The organism is Amycolatopsis sp. NPDC104775 (genome assembly GCF_055583325.1).
Genome location: NZ_JBVJOE010000001.1, coordinates 712673 through 737660, shown reverse-complemented (window position 1 = coordinate 737660; position 24988 = coordinate 712673). Strand labels below are relative to the sequence as shown.

14 protein-coding genes and 2 pseudogenes are annotated in these 24988 nt (G+C 70.7%); 15 read left to right on the top strand and 1 reads right to left on the bottom strand.

The genetic code is table 11. The features are described 5' to 3' along the window. Window positions 1–109: 109 nt before the first annotated feature. Complete coding sequence (locus tag ACZ63D_RS03020; RefSeq protein ID WP_465352612.1) at window positions 110–2047, top strand: bifunctional copper resistance protein CopD/cytochrome c oxidase assembly protein; 1938 nt, start codon at window positions 110–112, stop codon at window positions 2045–2047. Window positions 2048–2203: 156 nt separating this feature from the next. On the opposite strand, the gene ACZ63D_RS03015 is transcribed toward ACZ63D_RS03020, so the two are convergent. Next, window positions 2204–2437, bottom strand: a complete 234-nt coding sequence (locus tag ACZ63D_RS03015) for a hypothetical protein (protein ID WP_465352611.1) — start codon at window positions 2435–2437, stop codon at window positions 2204–2206. A 189-nt stretch (window positions 2438–2626) separates the two neighbouring features. Here ACZ63D_RS03015 and ACZ63D_RS03010 point away from each other — a divergent pair, with 189 nt between their 5' ends. From ACZ63D_RS03010 to ACZ63D_RS02945, 14 genes and pseudogenes are all read left to right on the top strand, one after another. Beyond that, complete coding sequence (locus ACZ63D_RS03010; RefSeq protein ID WP_465352610.1) at window positions 2627–4864, top strand: heavy metal translocating P-type ATPase; 2238 nt, start codon at window positions 2627–2629, stop codon at window positions 4862–4864. Window positions 4865–4942: 78 nt separating this feature from the next. Beyond that, a pseudogene (locus tag ACZ63D_RS03005) lies at window positions 4943–5101 on the top strand (SDR family NAD(P)-dependent oxidoreductase); the annotation flags it as partial. A 252-nt stretch (window positions 5102–5353) separates the two neighbouring features. Beyond that, entirely contained in the window at window positions 5354–6040 is a 687-nt protein-coding gene (locus tag ACZ63D_RS03000) for a 2,3-dihydro-2,3-dihydroxybenzoate dehydrogenase (RefSeq protein WP_465353685.1), read from the top strand. Between the two features lie 156 nt (window positions 6041–6196). Further along, window positions 6197–6526, top strand: a pseudogene (locus ACZ63D_RS02995) (isochorismate synthase); the annotation flags it as partial. A gap of 294 nt (window positions 6527–6820) precedes the next feature. Beyond that, a complete protein-coding gene (locus ACZ63D_RS02990) occupies window positions 6821–7954 on the top strand; it encodes an isochorismate synthase (protein WP_465353684.1) in 1134 nt (377 codons plus the stop codon). After that, complete coding sequence (locus ACZ63D_RS02985) at window positions 7951–9552, top strand: (2,3-dihydroxybenzoyl)adenylate synthase (RefSeq protein ID WP_465352609.1); 1602 nt, start codon at window positions 7951–7953, stop codon at window positions 9550–9552. Before ACZ63D_RS02990 ends, ACZ63D_RS02985 begins: the two co-directional genes overlap by 4 nt. A 3-nt stretch (window positions 9553–9555) precedes the next feature. Then, the gene (locus tag ACZ63D_RS02980; protein WP_465352608.1) at window positions 9556–10218 is read left to right on the top strand and encodes an isochorismatase family protein; all 663 of its coding nucleotides are present in this window, start codon (window positions 9556–9558) and stop codon (window positions 10216–10218) included. Beyond that, a complete protein-coding gene (locus tag ACZ63D_RS02975; RefSeq protein WP_465352607.1) occupies window positions 10215–10457 on the top strand; it encodes a phosphopantetheine-binding protein in 243 nt (80 codons plus the stop codon). Before ACZ63D_RS02980 ends, ACZ63D_RS02975 begins: the two co-directional genes overlap by 4 nt. Then, complete coding sequence (locus ACZ63D_RS02970) at window positions 10454–11308, top strand: siderophore-interacting protein (RefSeq protein ID WP_465352606.1); 855 nt, start codon at window positions 10454–10456, stop codon at window positions 11306–11308. The genes ACZ63D_RS02975 and ACZ63D_RS02970 overlap by 4 nt, the downstream gene beginning before the upstream one ends. 27 nt (window positions 11309–11335) lie before the next feature. Beyond that, window positions 11336–12340, top strand: coding sequence for an ABC transporter substrate-binding protein (locus ACZ63D_RS02965; RefSeq protein WP_465352605.1), 1005 nt, complete (start codon window positions 11336–11338; stop codon window positions 12338–12340). After that, window positions 12337–13320 (top strand): FecCD family ABC transporter permease, encoded by a 984-nt coding sequence (locus ACZ63D_RS02960; protein ID WP_465352604.1) that lies wholly within the window; start codon window positions 12337–12339, stop codon window positions 13318–13320. The genes ACZ63D_RS02965 and ACZ63D_RS02960 overlap by 4 nt, the downstream gene beginning before the upstream one ends. Then, window positions 13317–14339 carry a FecCD family ABC transporter permease gene (locus ACZ63D_RS02955; RefSeq protein ID WP_465352603.1) on the top strand — a complete coding sequence of 341 codons (1023 nt, stop codon included), beginning with the start codon at window positions 13317–13319 and terminating at the stop codon, window positions 14337–14339. Before ACZ63D_RS02960 ends, ACZ63D_RS02955 begins: the two co-directional genes overlap by 4 nt. Further along, window positions 14336–15112, top strand: coding sequence for an ABC transporter ATP-binding protein (locus ACZ63D_RS02950; protein ID WP_465352602.1), 777 nt, complete (start codon window positions 14336–14338; stop codon window positions 15110–15112). Before ACZ63D_RS02955 ends, ACZ63D_RS02950 begins: the two co-directional genes overlap by 4 nt. A 16-nt stretch (window positions 15113–15128) precedes the next feature. Then, window positions 15129–24965 carry an amino acid adenylation domain-containing protein gene (locus tag ACZ63D_RS02945; protein WP_465352601.1) on the top strand — a complete coding sequence of 3279 codons (9837 nt, stop codon included), beginning with the start codon at window positions 15129–15131 and terminating at the stop codon, window positions 24963–24965. Window positions 24966–24988 lie beyond the last annotated feature (23 nt).

Genomic DNA, 24988 nt, shown 5'->3' with positions numbered 1-24988 from the left:
TTTCGGCGGCCTGCCGGGGCCAGAGCCGTCGATACGGCACCCCGCCGTGGATCGTCACCGTGACCCACGTCGCGGGAACTCGCCGCCGCATCCGCCCGACCACTCTGCTGTGCGCACTATTCCGGCCCCGCACCGGCGGGGTTTGCTTGCCGCGGCGGGGTTTGCCGCGGTCGCCGTCGTGGTGGTGGTCGCCGCGGCGGGCGATGTCTACGCGGCGCTCGGCAATCCGGCTCCCGGTCCGGTGACGTCTTTCGGTACCTCCTTGCTTCGGTTGGTCGCCGACGCGGCCGGGGTGGTCTGCGTCGGCGGGCTGGCGTTCGCGGTCTTTCTGTGCCCGCCGGGCGAAGCCGGTCGGCTTTCCCCGGACGGGTATGCAGCGACCCGCACTGCGGCGGGAGCCGCTGGCGTGTGGGCGCTCGCGGCCGCGGTGCTGGTGCCGTTTGATGCTGCTGACGCGTCCGGGCGGCCGGTTTCCGAGGCGTGGCATCTGGCGAAGCTCGCTGTCCTCGTCGACGCCATGGAGGAACCCAAGGCGTGGCTCTGCGTCCTCGCCGTGGCGGCAGTCGTGGCGCTCGGCGTCTGGCGCACGCTGACCTGGCGCACCACGGTGCTGTGGCTCGGCCTCGCCCTCATCGGGTTGTTGCCGAGAGCAATCGCGGGGCACGTTTCCATCGGTGCGTGGCACGACCTGGCCACGAATGCCTTGGTATGGCACGTGATCGCGGCCGCATTGTGGACTGGCGCGCTGGTCGCGCTGCTGGCCCACCGCGGTTCGGACGCGGCGCGGGAGGTCGCGCTCCGCCGGTATCGACGGTTGGCGACCTGCTGCCTTGTGGTGCTCGGCGCGTCCGGTGTGGTCGACGGTCTCGCGCTTGCCCGTCCGGCTGGACTATTTACTGGCTATGGCTTGCTCCTCGGGGTGAAGGTCCTGATCTCGGTGGTATTGGCGGTCCTGATCGCCATCACGCGCCGTCGTTGCGGCGGCGGTACAGCGGCTCTCGTCGCGGAGGTCGTGGTGCTGGCTGGGGCAATGGGCGTCTCAGCTGGGCTGGCACACCTGGTGCCGCCGGCGTTCGTGGACGATCCGGCGACCGTCGGCGAGACTGTGCTCGGCTACGACCTGCCTGATCCTCCGACGTTCGCCCGTCTCTTCCTCGATTGGCGTCCGGACTTGCTCCTCGGTGTCGTGGCGGTGCTCTCCGTCGTGGCGTACGCGGTCGGGGCACGTCGCCTCCGCGACCGCGGCGACGACTGGCCTCGCGGCCGGTTCTGGGCGTGGACGTCCGGCTGGGCGACGGTGCTGGTCGCGACGTCGTCCGGTCTGGGCAAGTACTCGTCCGGAACCTTCAGCCTCCACATGGTCATCCACATGACGCTGGCCATGCTCGCCCCGGTGCTGCTCGTGCTCGGCGGACCGGTGACCCTCGCGCTGCGTGCCTTGCCGGTGGCGGGCAAGCGACCGGAGGGTCCGCGCGAGTGGCTGGTGGCTCTGCTGCACTCGCGGTTCACGCGCCTGGTCTCGCACCCGCTGGTGGCGTCAGTGGTGTTCGTCGGCTCGTACTACGCGCTGTACTTCTCGGGCCTGTTCGGCGAGGCGATGCGCTACCACTGGGCGCACCAGTTGATGAACCTCCATTTCCTCGTGTCCGGCTACGTTTTCTTCTGGCTGGTGATCGGCGTCGACCGCCCGCCGCGTTCGATGCCGCATCTCGCGCGGCTCGGCATGATGTTCGCCGTGATGCCGTTCCACGCGTTCTTCGGTGTGATCCTGATGAACAAGCAGACGGTGATCGCCGAGACGTTCTACCGTTACCTCTCCCTGCCGTGGCTGTCTGATCTCCTTTCCGATCAACGTCTTGGCGGCGGCATCGCCTGGGCCGCCGGGGAAATCCCGATGATCGTGGTCGTCGTGGCGCTGCTGGTGCAGTGGGGCCGCCACGACGACCGCGAAGCCGCCCGGCTGGACCGCCGCTTCGACCAAGGCGAGGACGACGATTTCGCCGCTTACAACGCGATGCTCGCCAACCTGGCGGCCAGAAGGCAGTAGGCACGGCCCGATGCCCCTCGGCGAATCAGGTTCAGCTGACCCCTGATTCGGTTCGACCGGCATTGGCGCGTCACCTGCGGCACCCGGCTGCCCGCGGATCGCGCGCTCACGCCGCCGCCCGCAGCGGAATCTCGTTGCGCAGAGCCGATTTCGTCGTCACACCACGGCAGCCACCACCTTGTCCAAGCTGCCGCCTTTGACGTCCTCGACGAGAACTTTCAACTGAGCCAAGCTCATCTGCACTCGCTGGCCGAAGTCGTCGGTCAGCACCACGCGACGCTCCGGCGAGGCCGCGTCGTCCAGGAACAGCTCCGGGCAGCCGCAGTCGCAGTTGCCGCAGAACGTGGTCACGTGCCGCAGATTTCCTGGTGTGACAAAGGTTTCGGACATTTCGGCTCCTGTCTGATCGGGTCGGGTCGGGCACTGCCACCATCCGGATAGTCGTCGCGGAGGGGCGAAAGGTTCCCAAGTCACCCGATGGAGTGGCGACGGAAAAACAGGCGTACTATGGAAATCGGTCCGCCTTTCCGGCACCGGCACTGCCACCGCTTTCGTGCCCGTCCTGGAAACCGGAGAACCATGTCCACGCAGACCGCCGCCCCCGCGGCGACCCCGACCCGTCACCTCGATCTCGCCGTCGGCGGGATGACCTGTGCCGCTTGCGCGGCGCGCGTCGAGCGTTCCCTCGGCAAGCTCGACGGCGTCCGCGCCACGGTGAACTACGCGACCGAACGCGCGACCGTCCACTATCCACCAGACCTCGACCCTGCCTCCCTGATTGCGACGATCGAGAAGGCGGGCTACACCGCGACCGTCCGCGGCGAAACGAGTCCGGAAAACCGCGACGCGCGGGTTCGCGACTTGCGCCGCCGGTTGATCGTGGCCGCGGTGCTGGCGGTCCCGCTCGGCAATCTGTCGATCACGCTCGCGCTCGTGCCGTCGCTGCGGTTCCCGTTGTGGGAGCTGGTATGCCTGCTGCTCGCGACTCCGGTCGTGTTCTGGTCGGCGGTGCCGTTCCATCGCGCCGCTCTGCGCAACCTGCGGCATGGATCGTCCAGTATGGACACGCTCGTTTCCTTGGGCGTGCTGGCGTCTTATCTGTGGTCGGCGGCCTCGGTGCTGATCGGATCGGGCAGCGAGGCGGGATACTGGATCGGATTCGGCGCGACCGCGCCGGGTGCGGATTCGGTGTACCTCGACGTCGCGGCCGGGGTGACGACGTTCTTGCTCGCCGGGAGGTACTTCGAGGCGAGGTCCCGGAGAGGCGCGGCGGATCTGCTGGGTGCGCTGGACGCGCTGGCGGCGAAGGACGTGCGGATTCTGCGCGCGGACGGCGAAGTGCTGGTCGGAATCGGCGAACTGGCGGTAGGCGATCGGTTCGTGGTCCGGCCGGGGGAGAAGGTCGCCGCGGACGGAACCGTCGACAGTGGTCTGTCCACAGTAGACGTCAGTGCTATCACGGGCGAACCCGTTCCGGCGGAGGTCGGGCCGGGAAACCGGGTGATCGGCGGGAGCGTCAACCTCAACGGCCGGTTGGTGGTGCGCGCGGAGGCCGTGGGAGCGCGGTCGCAGCTGGCGCAGATGAGCGCGCTGGCCGAGCGGGCGCAGGAGCGGAAGGCGGCGGTGCAGCGGCTGGCCGACCGGGTTTGCGCGGTATTCGTGCCGGTGGTTTCGGCGCTGGCGGTGCTCACCCTGGCGGGATGGTTGCTCGCCGGGAATCCGGTTCGGGACGCTTTCGGCGCGGCGGTGTCCGTGCTGATCATCGCTTGTCCGTGCGCGTTAGGGCTCGCGACGCCGACGGCGCTGATGGTCGGCGTCGGGCGAGGTGCGCAGCTCGGGATCCTCGTCAAGGGACCGGACGCGCTCGAGGCGAGTCGTACGGTCGACACCGTCGTGCTGGACAAGACCGGCACGGTGACTCGGGGCCGGATGACCCTTGCCGACACCCGGGCGTTCGGGGCGTTCTCGCCTGCGGAAGTGCTTCGTCTCGCGGCTGCGGTGGAAGCGTCGTCGGAACACCCGATCGCAGCAGCGGTTGTCACCGGTGGGCCGGAGGTGCTTCCGGCTGCTTCTGAGTTCGAAGCGTTGCCGGGGCTTGGGGCGCGCGGCGTGGTCGAGGGAACGACCGTCGTGGTCGGGCGGCCGAGGTTGCTGGTCGATGAAGGGGTTTTGGTCGGTCCCGAGATTGAGGATGCGGTGGCGTCGGCGGAGGCTGGCGGAGCGACGGTCGTGCTCGTGTCGGTGGCTGGCGAGGTCGCGGGCTTGCTCGCGGTGCGCGACGAGCTAAAGCCTTCGGCACGGGCGGCGGTTGCGCAGTTGCACCGGTTGGGGCTGAAAACCGTGTTGCTGACCGGCGACAACGAGGTGACGGCCCGGGCGGTCTCCGCGGAGGTGGGGATCACCGAGGTGCTCGCCGGGGTGTTGCCGAGCGAAAAGGCGGCGGCGGTGTCGGCGTTGCAGCGCAAGGGACATCGGGTGGCGATGGTCGGCGACGGAGTGAACGACGCTCCGGCGCTGGCGACCGCTGATCTCGGACTGGCCGTCGCGGAGGGAACTGACCTGGCCTTGCGGTCGGCCGACATCATCCTGGTCCGCGACGACCTTTCGGTGCTGCCGGACGCGATCCGTCTCGCGCAGCGGACGTTGCGCACCATCCGGGGCAATCTGGTCTGGGCCTTCGGGTACAACGTGGCCGCGCTGCCGCTCGCCGCGTGCGGGCTGCTCAACCCGCTGATCGCGGGGGCGGCGATGTCGTTGTCCTCGGTGCTGGTGGTGGCCAACAGCCTGCGGTTGCGGAACTTCGCGCCCGGCCGCTGACCCCAGGGGTGGGCGGGATCACCCTGGCCGCCGCTCACTCGATTAGGTTAGGTTTGCCTAATCAGTCGGCGACGGAGGGTGAGGTGCGCGGTGACGCGGGACGCGGGAGCCGGGATCGAGGGGCGGATCGCGCTGGTGACCGGCGGCGCGCGCGGAATCGGAGCGGCCGTCGTGGAGGCGCTCGCCCGGGCCGGTGCCGTGGTGGCCGCGGTGGACATCGACGAGGAGGGGTTGCGGGAGGTCGCCGCGCGGGACTACGGCGCGGAGCTGGTTCGGGTGGAGGCCCTGAGCGGTGTGGCGGTTGGTGATGCCGCGGGGACCCTAGGGTCGGATCAGGTTGCAGCTAGGGGTGCTTCGGATGGCGGAGCGACTATTGACTCCGAGCCAGGTACTGCTGTAGCCGGGACGGCTACCTCGGGTGGCGAGGTAGCGGGGGCTCGCGCTGATGCGCCAACGGATGTTGTCGCAGAAGGCGATGGCGTGGCGAGGATTTCGGGCGACGCGTCATCGCAGCGCATCGCGGCTGGCGCTGTGGGGGCTGGTCCGGATCGCAGTGCCGGGCGGGTGGTGCCGTTCGTGGCGGATGTGGGGGATTCGGCGGCGGTCGCGCGGGTGGTGGCGGACGTCGAGCGGGAGCTCGGGCCGATCGGGATCGGGGTGTCTGTCGCCGGGGTATTGCGGCCCGGGTCGGTGAGCGAGACCAGCGACGAGGATTGGGCGGCGACGTTCGCGGTCAACTCGACGGGGGTTTTCACTGTGCTGCGCGAGATCTCCCGGCGGATGCAGGCGCGGGGGAGCGGTGCGCTCGTTACCGTCGGGTCGAATGCGGCTGGTGTCCCGCGGACCGGGATGGCCGCTTACGCGGCTTCGAAGGCGGCGGCGACCATGCTCACCCGGTGTCTCGGGCTGGAGCTCGCCGGGTCGGGGATCCGGTGCAACATCGTCTCGCCGGGGTCGACCGACACTGACATGCAACGTCTGCTGTGGACGGACGAGTCCGGCGAATCCCGGGTGATCGCGGGGAATCCGGAGCAGTTCCGGGTCGGGATCCCGCTTGGCCGGATCGCTGATCCGGCGGACATCGCTGACGCGGTGTTGTTCCTCGTGTCCGATCGGGCGCGGCACATCACCATGCAAAACCTCTACGTCGACGGTGGGGCCACGCTTCGCGCGTGAACCAGGTCGACTCGCCGGACGGCTTTTCCTTTTCGTCCGGTTGCGTTAGTGTCCATTAGGTTAGGCTAACCGAACAGTCAAGGTCTGGACCTTGCGACAAGGAACGGACCGGGCGGCTCGGCCGCCTGCGCGCGTGTGCGAAAGGGAATTCACCTCGTGTCCTCACCTGCTCCGGCCCGTCCGCGGCCGGTCCACCGGGCGGCGGATCTCCTGGCCGCGTATCTGCCGGGGTCGTTCTACTACTCGTCGGCCCGCGGGGTGCTGCTCGCCGACGGAGTGCACTCGCACGTCCGCGGCACGGCCGGCGCTCGGGCCGCGGCGGCGGCCGAGGCGTTGGAGGCCGCGGTGCTGGCGGGGGTCGAGAATCCGGTCGTGGTGGGAGCGATCGGGTTCCGGCCGGATTCCGGGAGCAGCTTGATCGTGCCCGCGGTGGTGCGCCGGGCTGAGGCGCCGGGAGGCGGTGCCGCGCTTGCGGCCGATTCTGGCGAGAATTCTGGGGAGAATTCGCGTGCGGTGGCCACGATGGTGGAGTCCGGCGGTGACCCGAGTGGGGGCTCGCGTGCGGCGGCGGCTCACCCGCGGGAGCCCGATGGAGACTCGAGCGAGCGTTCTCGCGCGGCGGCTCACCCGCTGGAGTCCGGTCGAGACTCGGGCGGGGGTTCGCGTGCGGCGGCAAACATGGTGGAGCCCGGTGGTGACCCGAGCGGGGATTCTCGCGCGGCGGCTCACCCGCTGGAGTCCGGTCGAGACTCGGGCGGGGGTTCGCGTGCGGCGGCAAACATGGTGGGGTCCGGCGGAAATGCGAGTGGGGGTTTGCGTGCGGCGGCCGACATGGTGGAGCCCGGTGTTGATCCGAGCGGGCGTTCTCGCGCTGGGGCCCACCCGTTGGAACCCGCCGGAAACCTGAGCGAGAGTTCGCGCGCGGCGGGAACCATGGTGGGGTCCGGCGAAAACCCAGGCGCGGGCATGGCCGGATCCCGCAGCGGCTCGGGCACCGAAGACACCCAAGACGCCCGAGACTCCCAAGCCGCAGAAACACCACAGCCCACGAGCAAAACCCCCTGGACCGTACTCCCGCACCCAGCACCCGAGGTCTACGCCGAGAGTGTCCGCCGGGCGGTCGAGCTCATCTCTGACGGCGAACTCCGCAAGGTCGTCCTCGCGCGGGCGCTCGATCTCGTGGGAGAACAAGACATCGACGTCCGGCGCCTGCTCCGCGACCTCGTCCTGGCCGACCCCGCGGCGCACGCCTTTGCTGTCGACGTCAGCGCCCCCGGGGACCAGGCGCCGCGGACGCTCGTCGGGGCCAGCCCGGAGTTGCTGGTGTCTCGCAAGGGAAACGTAGTGACCGCGAATCCACTCGCGGGGTCGCGGCGGCGGACGGGAGACCCCGTACTGGACGCGCAGGCCATTGCCGAGCTGAGAGTGTCCGAAAAGGACCGTGACGAGCATGCGCTTGTCGCGGCGCAGGTCGCGGAGGTGCTGGGGCGCTACTGCACCGAGCTTCAGGTTCCGGCAGAGCCGGAAGTGATCGGCACGCCTACGATGTGGCACCTTTCGACCCGGATCACCGGACGTGTCGGACCGGGTGGGCCGTCGTCGTTGGAGCTGGCTGAGGCGTTGCATCCGACGCCCGCGGTGTGCGGGGTGCCGGTCGGGCTGGCGCGCGACACGATCGCGCGGCTTGAACCGGAGGAACGCGGGTACTACGCGGGGCTGGTCGGCTGGACCGACCTCGCGGGGGACGGGGAATGGGTGGTCACGATCCGGTGCGCGGAGGTGTCCGGCGGGACCGCGCGGCTGTTCGCGGGGGCGGGGGTCGTCGCGGGGTCCGACCCGGCCGCGGAATTGGCTGAGACCAGCGCGAAGTTCGGGACGCTGCTGCGGGCGCTGGGCGCGGAGGGGGTCGCGTGAGCTTGTGGCCGGAGGAAACCGCGGCGAGGTATCGGGCCAGCGGGTATTGGCGGGGGCAGACGTTCGGGGCGTTGCTGTCCTCGCTCAAGGACGCGTATGCGGACCGGACGGCGGTGGTCGGCGAGGAGCAGCGCTGGACGTTCGCCGAGCTGGACGAGCGGGCGCATCGGCTGGCGGCGGGGTTCGCCGCGAGCGGGATCGGGCGGGGCGACCGGGTGGTCGTGCAGGTGCCGAACATTCCGGAGTTCGTTTCGCTCGTTTTCGGGCTGTGGCGGGCCGGAGCGGTGCCGGTGTTCGCGTTGCCGGCGCATCGGGACAGCGAGTTGCGGCATTTCGTCGAGCAGAGCGACGCGAAAGCGATCGTCACTGTCGGCGAGCACGCGGGGCACGATCACGCGAGGATGGCGCGTGAGGTTGCGCAAGGGCAGCGGAAAGTCTTCGTCATCGGGGAGCCGGAGTTCGCGGAGCTGGCGGCGACGGCCCCGCGGGAGTTGCCGGAGCCGGACCCGGAGGGGATCGCGTTTCTGCAGCTTTCCGGCGGGAGTACCGGGCTGCCGAAGCTGATTCCGCGTACGCACGACGATTATCTCTACAGCGTGCGCGAGAGTGCGCGGATTTGTGGGCTGCGCAAGGAAAGCGTGTATCTCGCGGCTTTGCCGGTGGCGCATAATTTCCCGCTCAGTTCGCCCGGTCTGCTCGGCGCGTTGCACGCGGGGGCGGCCACGGTGCTGGCGCCGCGGCCGGATGCCGACACCGCGTTCCGGCTGATCGAGACCGAAGGGGTCACGATCAGCGGGGTCGTCCCGCCGCTGGCGGCGGCGTGGGTGCAGGCGGCGGCGCGGACCGGGCGCGATCTGTCCTCTTTGGACGTTCTGCTGGTCGGTGGGGCGAAATGCGGGCGGGAGCTCGCCGAACGCATCGGCCCGGCGCTCGGCTGCCGGTTGCAGCAGGTGTTCGGCATGGCGGAGGGGCTGGTCTGCTACACCCGGCTGGACGATCCGGAGGACCTCGTTCTCGGCACCCAGGGGCGGCCGATCTCGCCGGACGACGAGGTGCGCGTGGTGAATCCGGACGATCCGCTGGCGAAGTCGGACGACCTGGTCGAGCCGGGCGAGACCGGCGCGTTGCTGACGCGCGGGCCGTACACGATCCGCGGGTACTACAACGCGGCCGAGCACAACAAGACCGCGTTCACCGAGGACGGCTTTTACCGCACGGGCGATTTGGTGCGGCAACGGGAATCCGGGCATCTCGAGGTCGTCGGGCGGGCCAAGGAGCAGATCAACCGCGGCGGGGAGAAGGTCGCGGCGGAAGAGGTCGAGAACCACCTGATGGCGCATCCGGGCGTGCTCGACGCCGCCGTCGTCGCGGTGCCCGACGAGTACCTCGGCGAGCGGACCTGCGCGTACGTCGTCCCGGCCGACGGAGCACAGCCGAGCGCGGCGGAACTGCGCCGGTTCGTGCGCGGGCGCGGGGTGGCCGCGTTCAAGGTGCCGGACCTCGTGGAGGTGGTCGGGGAGTTCCCGGTCACCGGGGTCGGCAAGACCAGCAAACGCGAACTGCGGGCGGCGCTGGCCGCCCTGGCGAAGGAGAGGTGAGGCGTGTCCCTGCCGAAGATCCGGGCGTATCCGCTGCCGACGGCGGCGGACCTGCCCGACGGGCGGGTGCGGTGGCGGCCCGACCCGGCGCGGGCGGCTCTGCTCGTGCACGACGTCCAGCGGTATTTCCTTGCCCCGTATGAGGGTTCGCCGATTCCGGAGATGGTCGCGAACATCGCGGAGCTGGCGGAAAAGGCGAGAACCCTTGGCATGCCGGTGTTCTACACCGCGCAGCCGGGCAAGCAGCCCGCCGCCGATCGCGGGCTGCTCACCGAGTTCTGGGGCGACGGCATCGGAGCGGTGATCGACGACGACCCGCGCGCGGCGGACATCGTCGACGAGCTGGCCCCCCGGCCGGGCGACACGGTGCTGGACAAATGGCGGTACAGCGCCTTCCAGCGCAGCACTTTCCGCGAGCAGCTCGGCGATCGCGACCAGCTGCTGATCACCGGCGTGTACGCGCACATCGGCTGCCAGGCCACGGCGGTGGAGGCGTTCATGCGCGACGTCCGGCCCTTCCTGATCAGCGACGCGGTCGCGGACTTCGACCGCTCCCGGCACGACCAGGCGTGCGAGTACGTCGCGCAACGCTGCGGCGTCGTCACCACCACCGCCGACGCGCTCGCCGCGCTGTCGGCGCCGATTCCCGCAGGAGCACCTCGATGAGCACCCCCGGACTGACTGCCGAGCAGGTCAACGCCGACGTCGCCGACCTGCTCGGCTGCGGCCTCGACGAGCTGACCCCGGACACCGATCTCGCCGACCTCGGTCTCGATTCGATGCGGATCATGAGCCTGGTCGAGAAGTGGCGCGGCGCGGGAGCGACCCAGCTGGAGTTCGCCGACCTCGCCGAAGACCCGCGGCTCGGGCACTGGACGAAGCTGCTCACCGGCGGCGCGCAGTGAGCCGGGATGCCCACCGGCACCGGCACACCGCCCGGATCGCGGAGGTCCGCGCGGGCCGCCAGGCCGAGAAAGTGCCGTACCCGATCCGGATCCGGCGCGCGGAGGTCGTGCGGACCAGCGCGGTCGGCGCGGGATTGCTGCGCGTCACTCTCGGCGGGCCGGGCACGGCCGGGTTCGAGGCGCATTCTCCGGACGAGCACGTGAAAATCCTCTTCCCGGACGCGGACGGCGAGCTGCGGCTGCCCGAACCGGACGGCGACCTGCTCCGCTGGCCGAAGCCGTCGCCGATCTCGCGGGAGTACACGGTTCGCCGCTACGACCCGGCGTCCGGCGAGCTGGACCTCGACGTCGCCCTGCACGACGGCGGTCTCGGCTCGGACTGGGCGCGCGCGGTTCAGCCGGGCGAGATCGTGCATGTCGCCGGTCCGCCCGGCGGGCTGATCGTGCCGCATCACTACGACCGCTACCTGCTCGCCGGGGACATCACGGCACTGCCCGCACTCGCGCGCTGGCTGGAGGAACTGCCGCGGACCGCGGTGGGCTGGGCATTCGCCGAGGTCGCCGACGCGAGTGAGGAGATCGACCTCGACGCGCCGGACGGCGTCGAAGTCCATTGGCTGCACCGCGGAGCAGCCGCACCGGGCAGCGTCGAGCTTCTCGCCGACGCCGTGCGCGAAGTCAAGGTGCCGGAAGGCGAACGGCTTTACGCGTGGGTCGCTGGAGAAGCGGGCGCGATCAAGCCGCTGCGCCGCTGGCTGCGCGACGACCTCGGGCTCACCCGCGGGGACTACGACGTGACCGGCTACTGGAAACGCGGCGTCGCGGACTTCGACGACGAGCACGACCACTGATCCATCAGCAACAGCAAGGACCCTCGCATGACCGCCATCAGAAAGACCCGTCTCGCCGCCGCTGCCCTCGCGGTCGCCCTCACCGTCGTCGCCGGCTGCGGTTCCGGCTCCGCGGATGGGCAGAACGGCGGGAGTGACGCCCCGACCCGCGTGTTCGCCGCCGACAACGGCGAGATCAAGATCCCGGTCAAGCCGAAGCGCGTGATCGCGACCGGTTACGCGGTTCCGGCGCTGCTGGAGGCGAAGGCTCCGCTCGTCGGGATCTCGACGTGGAAGCGCGGCTTGCCGATGATGACGGCCGAGGACCGCAAGAAGTACGACGAGCTGCCGAAGGTCGCGGGCGAGCAGGCCGCCGAGACCAACTACGAGGCGATCGCGCAGGCCGATCCGGACCTGATCGTGATCGGCGTGCCGAAGCCGGTGCTCGCCGACATCGACGTCAAGCGGCTGCAGGAGATCGCGCCGGTCGTGGCGATCGGGCCGTCGGTGCCGTCGGCGTGGCGGGAGCTGTCGCGCAAGCAGTCCGACGCGGCCGGTGCGCTGGCCGGGTTCGACGCCGCGCGCCAGGAGTACGAGGCGAAGGCGAAGCAGCTCAAGGACAAGTACCAAGCCGTGCTGCCGCAGCTGAAACTCGGCCACGTCGGCGCGTACGGCGAGGTCGCGAAGGGCAATTTCCAGCGCGAGTTCAAGGATTCCTGGGGCACCAACGTCGCGCAGGACATCGGCGCGAACTACTTCGGCCAGGTGAAGGTCAAGGGCGGCGGCTCGAAGGACGTCAGCGAGTACCCGTCGATCGAGGAACTGCCGACCGCGTTCGCGCAGGCCGACGCGATCACCTACTCGGTGAAGCCGGACGGCTCGGTGCCGCCCGCGGTGAAGTACGTGCTCGATTCGCCGCTGTGGAAGGAACTCCCGGCGGTCAAGGCGGGCAAGACGTTCGCTTTCCGCTACACCGAAGCGGCCACCTACCGGGCGGCGATGAAGACGCTGGACGCGGTGGACCAGGCGTTCGCGCCACTGTTGAAGAAGTGAGCGCGCGCAGCCGGACCGCGCTGCTGGCCGCCGCCGTCGTCCTGCTGGCGGCGGTGGCCGTGGTCAGCGTGGGCATCGGCGCGCACGGCATCGCGCCGGCGGAGGTGCTCCGGGCCATTTTCGGGCACGGCGACCCGGCTGACCAGGCGGTGGTGCGCGACGTCCGGGCTCCGCGGGCGCTGCTGGCGGTCGGCGTCGGCGCGGCGCTGGCGGTGGCCGGGGTGCTCATCCAGGTGTTGTCGCGCAACCCGCTGGCCGAACCTGGCGTGCTCGGCGTGACCGCCGGGGCCGGGTTCGCCATCACGATCGGTTCCGCGCTCGGGATCGCCGTTTCCGCCTCCGGGGAGTTGTTGTTCGCCGTGCTCGGCGCGGTGCTGGCGACGCTGCTGGTTTATGCGGTCGGGCGGCGGTCGCCATTGCGGATGGTGCTGACCGGCACCGCGCTGACCTTCGTGCTCAGCGGCGTTTCGCTCGGGCTGCGGCTGTTGCTGCCGGACACCTTCGACCGGTACCGGTTCTGGGCGGTCGGCTCGCTGGCCGGACGGGAGCAGGCTCCGCTGACGGTGCCGCTGATCGTGATCGCGGTGAGCGTGCTCGCCGCGTTCCTGTTGAGCCGTCAGCTGAACGCGCTCGCGCTGGGGGACACTGTCGCGCACACACTCGGCGCGCGCGTCGCTCGAATTCGCGCGGTGACGCTGCTGCTGATCACTTTGCTCGCTGGAGCGGCGACGGCGGTGGCGGGTCCGATTCTGTTCGTCGGGCTGATCGTGCCGCATCTCGCGCGGCGCGCGGCGGGCGCGTCGGTGCCGTGGCTGACCGCGTTCGCGGTGGTGCTGGGGCCGATTCTGCTGCTGGTGTCGGACATCGGCTCGCGCGTGCTGCTGCCGACCGGCGAGGTGCCGGTCGCGATCGTGACGGCGTTCGTCGGCGGTCCGGTGCTGATCTGGGCGGTCCGCAAGTACGGGACGGCTGCGTTATGACCGCGTTCGTGTTCCGCCGCGGCAGGATTTCGCTGCGGGTCGAGCGCCGCACGGTCGTCCTCGTCGCCGTCCTCGGCGTCGTGCTCGCCGGTGTCGCGTTGCTGGGGCTTTGCTACGGCGCGGCCTGGGCGAGCCCGGCGCGGGTGTTCGCCGCGCTCGGCGGCTCCGGCGGCGGGCCGGGCGTGGTGATCCGCGAATGGCGGCTGCCGCGGGTGGCGGCCGGGCTCGTGTTCGGGGCCGCGCTCGGGCTGGCCGGGGCGATTTTCCAGAACGTCACGCGGAATCCGCTCGGCAGCCCGGACGTGATCGGGCTCGATTCCGGGGCCTACACCGGCGCGCTGATCGCGATGACGGTGCTGTCCGGGTCGCCGGCGCAGCTCACGTTCGCGTCGGTGGCCGGCGGGCTGCTCACCGCGGCCGCGGTCTATCTGCTTTCGATGGGCGGCAGCCGGTCCGGCTTGCGGCTGATCGTCATCGGAATCGCGGTCAACGCGATGCTGACCGCGCTGAACTCGTGGATCGTGCTGCGCGCCGACCTGGAAGTGGCGATCGCCGCGGTCGGCTGGAGCGCCGGTTCGCTCAACGGCATCGGCTGGAGCGACGTCGCGGTGCCGTTCGGGGTGCTGGCCGTGCTGTTCGCGGTCCTGGTGACCCGGGCGCCCGCGCTGCACCAGGCGGCGCTCGGCACGGAACTCGCGGTGACGACCGGCGTGCGGCACGAATCGCTGCGGCTGCAGCTGGTCGTGATCGGTGTCGCCTGCACGGCGACGGTCACCGCGGTGGCCGGGCCGATCGCGTTCGTCGCGCTCGCCGCGCCGCAGATCGGCCGCAGGCTCGCCCGCGCGCCGGGCATTCCGCTGCTGCCCGCCGCGCTGACCGGCGCGCTGCTGCTCGCCGGCGCGGACCTCGTCGCGCAAATGTTGCTCGCCCCGGTGTCGCTGCCGGTCGGCGTGGTCAGCACGGCGATCGGCGGCTGCTACCTGATCTGGCTGCTCACCAAGGAGGTGCGGCGGAAGTGACCGCCCGCTTGACCGCGCGGGACCTCACCCTGCGCTACGGCGACCGTGTCGTCTCGACGCAGTTGCGGCTCGACGTGCCCGACCGCGCGTTCACCGCGGTGGTCGGCCCGAACGCGTGCGGCAAATCGACATTGCTGCGCGCGTTCGTCCGGCTGCTCCGCCCGTCCGACGGCGGCGTGACCTTCGACGGCCGCGAAGTCGGGGCGTATCCGGCCAAGGCGCTGGCGCGCGAGCTCGGTTTCCTGCCGCAGGAGCCGTCCGCGCCGGAGGACGTCCGGGTCCGGCAGCTGGTCGCGCGCGGCCGGTTCCCGCATCAGTCGCTGCTGTCCTCGTGGTCCGAGGAAGACGAGACCGCGGTGGTCAGCGCGATGACCGCGGCCGGGGTCGCCGGGCTGGCCGACCGTCCGGTGCAAGAGCTGTCCGGGGGGCAGCGGCAGCGGGTGTGGATCGCGGTCGTGCTCGCGCAGCGCACGCCGTACCTGCTGCTGGACGAACCGACGTCGTTCCTCGACATCGCGCACCAGTACCAGGTGCTGGAGCTGCTGAAACGGCTGCGCGACGAGGGCCGCACGGTGATCGCGGTGCTGCACGACATCAACCAGGCCTGCCGGTACGCCGACCACATCGTGGCCATGCGCGACGGCCAGGTCGTGGCGCAGGGCGCGCCCGGCGACGTCGTGGACGCCGACCTGATCAAGGAAGTCTTCGACCTGCCGAGTGTCGTGGTGCCCGATCCGGTCACCGGCACGCCGATGGTCGTGCCCGCGCTCTGACCCCGGGAGTCCCCAGTTGAGCACCGCACTCGCCACCCTCGAACTGACCAGCGCCCAGCTGGGCATCTGGAACGCACAGCGGCTTGAACCTGATTCGCCGTACTACCTCGTCGGCGACGTCATCGAAATCTCCGGCGGCGCACCGATCGACGTCGCGGCGCTGGCCGAGGCGATCCGGGCGACCGCCGAGGAAGCGGAAAGCCTGCGGCTGCGGGTGCTCGACACCCCGGACGGGCCGCGGCAAGTGGTGTCGGCCGATCCGGTGCCGCTGCCGGAAGTCGTTGACCTGCAAGGGGAACCGGACCCGCTGGCGGCCGCGCACGCGCGGGTCGCGGCGGAGCGGCGACGGGTGGCCGAGGCGTGTCGCGGGATGCTGGACCGGCCGTTGTTCTCTCATCTGATCTTCCGGCTTTCCGACACCGAAGTCTGGTTCACCCAGCTCGGCCACCATCTGGTGTTCGACGGATATACCGCGGCGATGCTCGCTCGGCGCACGGCCGCCCGGTACACCGCGGCGGTGCGCGGCGAAGACGTGCCGCCGTCGACGTTCGGCCGGTTCGCCGATCTGGTGGACGCCGACCGCGCGTACCGGATGAGCGACCGTTTCGCGCAGGATCGCGCGTACTGGTGCGAGCGGTTCACGCCGATGCCGGAGCTGGCCGAGGACGCGAGTACGGCCGGACTGCCGGAAGCGACGTTCACCGCGCGTGCCGAACTCACCGCGGACGAGGTCGCCGGTCTCGCCGAACTGGGCAGGCGCGCGGGGACGACCTGGGGTGACGCGCTGATCGCGTGCTACGCGGCGTTCCTGCACCGGGTGCTCGGGACGACGGACGTCGTGTTCGCGGTGCCGTTGATGTGCCGGGTGGGCGCGGCGTTGCGCACTCCGGCGATGGCGGTCAACGTGCTGCCGCTGCGGGTCCGGGTGGAGCCGGGCGACCGGCCGGAGGAACTGACCGCGCGGGTCGCGCAGGCATTGCGGGAAATGCGCGCGCACCAGCGGTACCGGGGCGAGAACCTGCCGCAAGACCTGGCGGTGCCCGGTGCGGGCGCGCTGCTGCACGGACGCGGAATCAACCTCAAGGCGTTCGACCTGGAGCTGGCGCTCGGCGAGGCGCGCGGGACGATGCGGAACGTCGCGGGCGGGCCGCCGGAGGACATGGGGCTCAGCGTGCTGCCGACGGCGGGTGGCGGCCTGTTGCTGGGGTTCGAGGTCGATGCTCGGTCCCAGGATCAGGCTGGCGTCGACGCGCAGCTCACCGCGTTGAAGGCGTTGATCTCCGCGTTCACTTCGGCGGACGCTCCGGTGGTCGGCGGGGTGGATTTGGTGCCGGACGTCGACGCCTTGCTCGCCGATTGGTCGACTCCCGCCGTTGTCTCACTGGATCAAGGGCTTCTGGACGGACTCGGTGGGCAGACCGCGCTGGTCTGCGGCGACGAGCGGCTCACCGGCGACGAGGTGCGGGCGCGGGTGCACCGGCTGGCGCGGGCGTTGCGGGCGAGGGGCGTCGGCGCGGACGACGTGGTGGCGGTGGCGTTGCCGCGGTCGGTCGATCTGGTGGTGGCGTTGCTGGCGGTTCTCGACGCTGGTGCGGCGTTTCTGCCGCTGGATCTGGCGCATCCGGCGGAGCGGTTGCGCTCGTTGGTGGCCGAGGTGACTCCGAAGCTTGTCGTGACGGGCTCGGAGTTGCTGCCGGGGCTCCGGTTGGACGATCCGACGGTGCGAACCGAAATCGCCGGATATTCGGCGACAGAACTGTCCGAAGTGGACCGTCATCCGGAGCACCTCGCGTACGTCATCTTCACCTCGGGCTCCACCGGGCGGCCCAAGGGAGTGCTGGTCCGGTCCGGCGGGCTGGAGACGTTGCTGCGGAACCATCGCGCGACCACGGTCGCCGAGACCGCGCAGGGGCGGCGGCTCCGCGTGGCACATACGTACTCGTTCGCCTTCGACTCGGCCATCGAGCAGTTGCTCTGGATGCTGTGCGGGCACGAATTGCACGTCTACGACACGGAAACCGCGCGCGACGTCGACGCGCTGCACGCCGCGTTCGTGCGCGACCGGATCGACGTCATCGACACGACTCCGTCGATGGCGGCTCCGTTGCTGGACGCGGGATCGCTCGACCCGGCGTTGCTGGTGCTCGGAGGCGAGGCGACGTCTCCGGCGTTGTGGCAGCGGATCGTTTCGTCCGGCATCCGGGCGCGCAACATCTACGGGCCGACAGAGACCACTGTGGACGGTGCCAGTGCGCCGATCACCGGGGACGAGCCGGTGATCGGGTTCGCGGTGCCCGGCACGCGGGCGTATGTGCTCGACGCGGCGCTGCGGCCGGTGCTGCCGGGCAGCCGCGGTGAGTTGTATCTCGCCGGGCCGCATCTGGCGCGGGGGTACCTCGGGCGTCCGGGCGGGACGGCGGAGCGGTTCGTCGCCGATCCGTTCGGGCCGCCGGGGGAGCGGATGTACCGCACCGGCGACGTCGTGCGGTGGGTGCCGGGTCGCGGGCTGGAGTATCTGGGACGGCGCGACGGTCAGGTCAAGATTCGCGGCCACCGGGTGGAATTGGGTGAGGTCGAGGGCGCGCTCGGCGCGGTGCCAGGCGTGCGGGCCGCCGCGGCGGCGGTGCGCGGGCCGCGGCTGATCGGGTATATCGTCGGGTCCGGACTGGTGGCGGAGGACGTTCGCGCGACACTCGCGCGGCGGTTGCCAGAGGCGATGGTTCCGGCAGCGGTCGTGGTGCTGGACGAACTTCCGGTGACCAGCAACGGAAAACTCGACCGGGCCGCGTTGCCCGCGCCCTCGGCGGCAGACGGCGGCCGGGAGCCGCGGACCGAGCGGGAACGGCTGCTGTGCGCTGCGATCGCCGAGGTGATCGGCGTGGAGCGGGTCGCGGTGGACGACGACTTCTTCGCTCTCGGCGGCGACAGCATCACGGCGATCAGTGTCAGCAGCCGGCTGCGGTCGCACGGGCTGGACCTCCGGCCGCGGGATTTGCTGGCGCGGCGCAGTTTCGCGGCCTTGGCGGCGGCGAGCCGGGAGCTGTCCGAACCGGACAGTGCGCCGGACGAACCGATCGGCGAGGTTCCGGCTCCGCCGATCGTGCGGACGTTGTTGGACCTGAATCCCAACCTGGACGCGATCGTCGGCTATGCACAGTGGACAGTGCTCCAGGTGGGCGGTCCGGTGCCGCGGCTGGCCGAAAGCGTTCAGGCGATTCTCGACCACCATGACGTGCTGCGGCTTCGCGTCGAACCCGACGGCAGGCTGGTGATCCGGCCGCGTGGTGAAGTCGCAGCGATGGTCAGCGAGGCAACGGGGAGCCCGGCCGAGGTGGCGGAGCGGCTGGCGTCCGAATTGGACCCGCGCGCCGGGGCGATGCTGCGGGTCGCGCAGGTCGGGGACCAATTGGTGATCGTCGTGCACCACCTGGCGATTGACGGGGTTTCGTGGCGGATTCTGCTGCCGGATCTGCAGACTGCCTGTGCGGGCGGGGTGCTCGAACCTGTCCGCAATTCCTGGCGACGCCATGCCTTGGCGCTCGCCGAACAGGGCGCGAGCGGTGCACGGCGCGGAGAACTGGAGTTCTGGCGGTCGGCACGGAAGAGCAAGCTTGACCCGACGCGAGACACGGTTGCCACCGCGCATCGTTCGGTCACCGTTGCCACCGAAGAGGAAAGCACGGCGATCCTCACTACGCTCCCTGCCGCCTATCGCGCGGGTGTCGACGAGGTGCTGCTCGCCGCGCTCGTGTTGACGCTGCGCGGTGACGAAGACGCGTTGACCGTCATGATGGAGGGCCACGGCCGTGAAGGGCTGGACCTCGCGCAAACCGTCGGCTGGTTCACCGCCGAATACCCGGTCCACATTGAACTGTCTGGAGTGGACACTCTCGATCGGTTGCTGCGCAGGGTAAAGGAAGCACGGCGTGCGGTGCCGGATGGCGGCGTCGGCTTCGGTGTTCTGCGGTACCTGGACCCGGGTGCGGATTTCGCTCCGGACCTGCCGGACGTCCTGCTCAACTACCTCGGCCGGTTCACCCCGCTGTCCGGCGGCTGGCAGTTGCCGGACGAAGATCCGTTCGCTGTCATCGAGCCGCCCGCGAAGGCGCTGGAGCAGGTTCTCGCGCTGAACTGCTTCGTCCGCGAGGAAGGCGTCCCGCGGATCGCTGTCGAATGGACCGCCGCGAGCCGCGTGCTGCCACCGGAAGAGGTGGAACGCCTCCAGGAAGCGTGGGCAGCCGCACTGGCCGCGTTGGCGGCGCATGCGCGGGAGAGCACCGGCGGGCTCACTCCGTCGGACCTTCCGCTCGTCACGCTCACCCAGGACGACATCGACGCCCTCGAACAGCAGGGTCCCATCGCCGACGTCCTGCCCGCGACGCCGCTCCAGGCCGGATTGTCGTTCCACACGCTGACCCGCGGCGGGCCGGACGTCTACACCGTGCAGGCGGTGACCCGGCTGGAGGGACAGCTCGATCCGGACCGCATGCGAGCCGCCGCCGAGGAGTTGCTGCGGCGGCATCCGGCGCTGCGCGTCCACCTGCACACGACAGCGGCGGGCGAGGTCGTGCAAGTCGTGCCTGCTGAAGTCCACCTGGACTGGCGGCACGTCGAGCACCCGGAGAACGCCGACGACGAGTGCGCGGCCGAGCTGGCCCGGCCGTTCGACCCGGCGGTGCCGCCGCTGATCCGCTTCCTGCTGCTCACCCTCGGCCCGGCCGAACACCGGCTGGCCCTGACCATCCACCACGCGCTGCTCGACGGCTGGTCGATGCCGCTCGTCGGCCGTGCTCTGCTCGCCACCTACGCCGAGCTGGGCGGCGGCCCGGCCGCTCCAGTCGCGCCCTCCCTCACGGAGTACCACCGGGTGCTGGCCGCCCGCGATCACGACGCGGCGGTCGAAGCCTGGCAGACCGCGTTGGCCGGGCTGGAAGAAGGAACCCGGCTCGCTCCGGTGACAAATGCGTCCACTTCGGACCGTCCACAGCGGATTTGGCTGGGGCTCGGCGCGGAGTTCAGCGAACAGCTGCGCACCTTCGCCCGAGAACGCGGCGTGACCTCGACGGCGGTGTTCCAGACCGCGTGGGGCGTCCTGCTGGCGCGGCTCACCGGACGCCAGGACGTGGTGTTCGGCTGCCCGGTGTCCGGCCGTCCGTCCGACGTCCCGGGCGTGGAAGCGATGATCGGCCAGCTCGGCACGACCATCCCGGTGCGCGTGACGTTCGCCCCGTCCGAGCCCGCGTCGGCAGTGCTGGAGCGCGTGCAGGACGAGAACGCGCGGCTCACCGACCATCACCACCTCGGCCTGCCGGACATCCAGCGCGTCGCGGGCGTCGGCGACCTGTTCGACACGATGCTGGTGATGGAGAACTTCCCGCTCTCCAGCCGGGACCGCGAACCGCTCGCGCCCGGGCTCGACCTCGCTGGCGTCGACATCACCGACGCGACGCACTACCCGCTGACAGTGATCGTGCTGCCCGGTGACGAGATCTCGATCGGCCTCGGCTACCAGCCGAATGCCTTCGACGAGCCGACCGTGCAGGCGTACGGCCGCTGGCTGACGACGCTGCTGCACGAGCTCGTGGCGGACCCGCGGCAACCGGTTGCTCGGCTGCGTTCCCTTCCTGCGCAAGAGGAAGCGGCTCTGCTGCGGCAAGGAACCGGGCCGGAGCCGCGCCGGGAAGCCGGTACCTGCTTGGAGGAATTCGCCCGCTGGGTGCGGGAAACTCCGGACGCCGAAGCTGTCGTGTGCCGGGACCGCCGCCTGACCTACGCGGAACTGGACCGGAAGGCGAACCAGCTCGCCCACGAGTTGCGAGCGGCTGGGGTTCGGGCGCAAGACCCGGTGGCGGTGCTGCTGGAGCGGGACATCGAACTGGTCGTCGCGTTGTTCGGCGTGCTCAAAGCCGGTGCGGTGCACGTGCCGATGGACCCGGCCTATCCGGCGGAACGCCTGGCGCACCTGGTGAAAGACAGTGCGCCCGCGGCGGTGGTGTCCACTTCGGATCCTGGCTTCGGCATTCCGGTGATAAATCCGTTGGTCCTCAATGGACTGTCTACTTGGGACGACGCAAGTCTGTCGCCGGATTCACTGGCCTATGTGATCTACACGTCCGGCACCACCGGGAAACCCAAGGGCGTGGCGATCACCCATCGCGGGATTCCGAGCCTGGTCGCGTTGCAGGAGGACATCGTCGGCATCCGGCACGGCGAACGGTATCTGCACTTCGCGTCCACGAGTTTCGACGTGTCGTACTGGCAGTTCTTCCTGCCGCTGCTGTCCGGCGGAACCTCGGTGATCGCGCCGGAGGAAGTCCGCGGCTCCGGCGACGACCTGCTCGCCTACGCCGCCGAACACCGCGTCACCGGGCTCAACCTGCTGCCGTCGTTCCTGTCCGCGATGCCGGACGACGCGACGGTGGATCCGGACGTGTTCTTCGTGGTCGGAGCTGAACGGCTCGACCCGGAGCTGGCGCACCGCTGGGGCGGCCGGCGGGCGCTGTTCAACGCCTACGGCCCGACCGAGGTCACGATCAACTCGGTCACCTGGGTGTATTCCGCCGACGATCCCGGGCCGCTGCCGATCGGCAGGCCGGATCCGCAGGTGCGGGCGTACGTGCTGGACGCGGGGCTGCGGCCAGTCGGGACCGGCGTCACCGGCGAGCTGTACCTCGCCGGGCCGAAGCTCGCGCGGGGCTACGTGAACCGGCCGGGACAGACCGCGGAGCGGTTCGTGGCCGACCCGTTCGGCGCGCCCGGCGACCGGATGTACCGCACCGGAGACCTGGTGCGCTGGCGGCCGGACGGGCAGCTGGTGTTCCTCGGCCGCGCCGACCACCAGGTCAAACTGCGCGGGTTCCGGATCGAGCCGGGCGAGATCGAGTCGGCGCTGACGCGGCATCCGGACGTGCGGGCCGCGGTCGTGCTCGTGCGTGAGGACCGGCCGGGCGACCGGCGGCTGGTCGGCTACGTGGTGCCCGTCGACGGAGCGGACCCGGACCCGGCCGCACTGCGCGAGTATCTGGCGGCTGAACTGCCCGCGCACCTGGTGCCGTCGGCGGTGCTCACGCTGGAGCGACTGCCGCTCGGGCCCAGCGGCAAGCTCGACCGGGCTGCGCTGCCCGCGCCTGGGCCACGCATTGCCGCCGCGGCCCGGCAACCGGCGACGGAAGCGGAAACTGTTCTGCTGCGAGTGGTTCGGGAGCTGCTTGGCCCGGACGTCACGATCGACGACGGGTTCCTCGACGCCGGTGGAGACAGCATCGCGTCGCTTCGGCTGGTCGCACGCGCTCGCCGGGAGGGCCTGCACCTGACCGCGCGAGACGTCTTCGAGGGCGGCACGATCGCCGGGATCGCGGCCCGCTGCGGCACCAAGACCGCGGTGGTGTCGCCGGATCTCACGCCCGCGGTCGGAGACGCGCCGCTGACGCCGGTGATGCGTGAGCTGCTGGAACGCGCCGGCTCGGCGGCTGACGGGTTCTGTCAGTGGGTCGAGGTGTGCGTGCCCTCCGGCGGGGACATGTCGAAGTGGCGGGCTGCGCTCGACGCGGTCCTCGAACGGCATGACGTGCTGCGGTCACACCTGGCTGGCGACGTGCTGCGCGTTCCGGAACCGGGTGCGGTGACCGGAGCGGACGTGCTGATGGTCGTCCCGGCGGGCGAGGACGCGGACCTTCGCGCACTCTTGGACGACCAGATCGCGGCCGTCCGGTCCGCGGTGAACCCGCGGACGGGTCCGATGCTGCGGGCGGTGTGGGTGGACGCCGGGCCCGCGCGTCCGGGGCGGCTCGCGCTGGTCGCCCACCATCTCGTCGTGGACGCGGTGTCGTGGCGGATCCTTCTCGACGACCTTGAACAGGCCTACCTCGGCCACCAGTTGCCGGAGCGCGGGCCGTCGTTCCTCGGCTGGGCGCGGGCGTTGGCCTCGGCCAAGCCCGCGCGACAGGTGGAACGTCCGCATTGGGAACGGTTTGCGGCCTCGGCCCGCCCGGTCAGCGGTACTGCGCGGCACCACGAGATCGAGGTGTCGGAAGAGATCACGCAGGCGGTGCTGACGACGCTGCCCGGCGCGTACCGGACCGGTCCGGACGCCGTGCTGCTCACCGCTTTCGCGCGGGCTTACCGGGCCTGGTGCGGCTCGGAGTTGCTGGTGGCGTTGGAAAGCCACGGCCGTCCGGACCACACACCGGACTTCGCTGGAGCTGTCGATCTGTCGCGGACTGTTGGCTGGTTCACCGCGATGTACCCGGCGCGGATCACGCCGCCTTCCGACGAGACGGCTATCGCCGCGGTCCGCGATCAGCTTCGCGCCGCCGGCGATGGGCTCGGGTTCGGAATCCTCGGCGGAACGTCGACCGGAGCGGACGTCAGCTGGAACTACCTCGGCCGATTCGACCCGGCACCGCTGGAAGAGACGCCGTGGCAGCGCCCGCCGGACGCTGACCCGCTCGGCTCTGACGGCGGTCCCCTCGGGCAGGCGCTGATGGTGAACGCGATGGTGCGCGACGACCGGCTGGCGGCCCGGTTCACCTGGCCGTCCTCGGAGTTCAGCGCGGAGGAGATCGCGGCTCTGGGTTTGGCGTTCCAGGAGGAACTTGCCGCGCTGGCCGCTGCGGTACCGGCGGGCGAATTGCTGCCGTTGACGCCATTGCAGGAGTTGATCCTGCGCGAATCGCGGGCCGCGGACGAGGATCCGTACCCGGTGCAGGCGGCGTTCTCGCTGTCCGGAGTGCTCGACCTGACCGCGTTGGAGGCGGCAGCGAACGCACTCGTGCGGCGGCATCCGAACCTGGCCGCGGTTTTCCCGGCCGGGCACGAAGTGCAGGTGGTGCCGACGGAGCCGCGGGTCGGCTTCCGGGTCCGCGAGGTGGCGGGGGACGTCGAGCGGCTGCTCGCGGAAGACCTCGCCGAGCCGTTCGATCTCGCCGCCGGGCCGTTGCTGCGGGTCACGGTGCTCCGGCACGGCCCGGATCGGCACGAACTCGTGCTCACCAGCCATCACCTGCTTTCGGACGGCTGGTCCGCGCCGCGGATCCTGGCCGAGTTGTTCGCCGGGTACTCCCGGGAATCGCTGCCGGAAGCGGTGCCGTTGTCGAGGTACACGCGGTGGCTCGCCGCGCGCGACCACGCCGTCAGCGGGCATGTTTGGCGGACGGAGCTGGCTGATCTGCCTTCGCGGAAACTCCTGAGTGGACAGCCGCGGGCAGTCGAGCCGGAACTGTTCACTGTGGACGCTCAGTTGGTCGCCGAGCTGACGCGAGCCGGGGCCGAACACGGGCTCACGGCGGGAACGTTGCTGCAAGGCGCGTGGGCGGCAATGCTCGCGGCTCGATCTGGGGTCACCGATGTCGCTTTCGGGGCGATGGTGTCCGGACGGACGTCCGAAGTGGACGGTGTCGAGGACATCCTCGGGTTGCTCGCCAACACGGTGCCGGTGCGGGTCCGGTTCGCCGGTACCGTGGGGGAGACCCTCCGGAAAACCCAAGCCCGGCAACAAGAATTTCTCGCGCACCAGCACGTCGGCCTCGGCGAGCTGGCCTCGTTGACGGGCCGGGAGCGGCTGTTCGACAGCCTCGTCGTGTTCGAGAACTACCCGGTGGACCCGGCGAAGCTGCGTGAACCGGCACCGGGCCTGTCGATCACCGGCACCCGGTTCCGCGAGCGCACGCACTACCCGATGACGGTCACCGTAGTGCCGGAGCTTTCTGGCGGCTGGACTGGCGTATTCGGTTACCAGGACGGGATTCTGACCGCTGCGGAAGCCCGAGACCTGGTCGCGGACCTGCTGCGGTTCCTCGGCGAGCTTCCGTCGCGATGGGACGATGACGCGGGTGAGTTCGCGAGGCCGCGGTGACCCTGTGGCGGACCGCGTTCGTG

Bases quoted from the DNA above. Each gene is read 5' to 3' on its own strand.
- ACZ63D_RS02965 (WP_465352605.1), top strand. From the start codon at position 11,336: ATGACCGCCATCAGAAAGACCCGTCTCGCCGCCGCTGCCCTCGCGGTC.
- ACZ63D_RS03015 (WP_465352611.1), bottom strand. From the start codon at position 2,437: ATGTCCGAAACCTTTGTCACACCAGGAAATCTGCGGCACGTGACCACG.
- ACZ63D_RS02975 (WP_465352607.1), top strand. From the start codon at position 10,215: ATGAGCACCCCCGGACTGACTGCCGAGCAGGTCAACGCCGACGTCGCC.
- ACZ63D_RS03010 (WP_465352610.1), top strand. From the start codon at position 2,627: ATGTCCACGCAGACCGCCGCCCCCGCGGCGACCCCGACCCGTCACCTC.
- ACZ63D_RS02990 (WP_465353684.1), top strand. From the start codon at position 6,821: ATGGTGGGGTCCGGCGGAAATGCGAGTGGGGGTTTGCGTGCGGCGGCC.
- ACZ63D_RS02955 (WP_465352603.1), top strand. From the start codon at position 13,317: ATGACCGCGTTCGTGTTCCGCCGCGGCAGGATTTCGCTGCGGGTCGAG.